This is a genomic window from Rhodobacter sp. P2_H5 (assembly GCF_056403335.1).
The window spans coordinates 1-607 of sequence record NZ_JBFUFS010000133.1 but is presented as its reverse complement, the minus strand read 5'-3'; the positions used below and the strand labels follow the sequence as shown (position 1 = coordinate 607).

The window sequence follows — 607 nt, the reverse complement described above, 5'->3', positions numbered from 1 at the left end:
CAGCAACCCCAGGCGGGATATTCCTGCAACCGACCCAGGACTGCGGCGCGCCGACTCTGCCCTGACCGGAGCTGATGCAATCGCCGGAGGTCTCTTCAGCGCCACCGGAAACCAAGGCGAGGGCTGCACCGCCGAGGGTCTGCAGAGCGCGGGCGTGATCGAGCGTTCCTGCCAGCGTGTTGTCGCGACCTCGGCCAGTACCTGCCAGCTTGCGCTTGATGTCGCGGTCATCAAGACCAGCCGCTATGCGTGCGACGAGGCAGGGGATACCCATGAATGTGCCACACTTGCCGCCAATCTCTCCTGCCACGAGACCGGCAGTACCTGTCTGAACCTCGGGATGGATGGCAGCTGCCTTGCCCTCCGCAAGAGTTTTGACTGTATCGATGTCACGGGTGATCTCTCCCCGGCCCGGCAGGTGGGCGAGGCCACGACCGAGATCGCCGAGACCAAGCGCGGCACCTGTGACAGCATCGGCGCAAGTTGCGCCGCCGACGAGGCAAGCTGCACCTCGGGGTCCGAGACCCGCATCATCAATGGTGTTCCCATCACCCGGGCCTGTTGGGCTTGGGAAAAACCGGTCTCCTGTCAGGCAGAGGGCTCCGAG

1 protein-coding gene is annotated in these 607 nt (G+C 64.7%); it reads left to right on the top strand.

The window, feature by feature from the left end:
* Positions 1-154: 154 nt before the first annotated feature.
* On the top strand, positions 155-607 hold a 453-nt coding region (traN, locus tag AC1DVR_RS23940), incomplete at its 3' end, for a conjugal transfer protein TraN (RefSeq protein ID WP_478003114.1).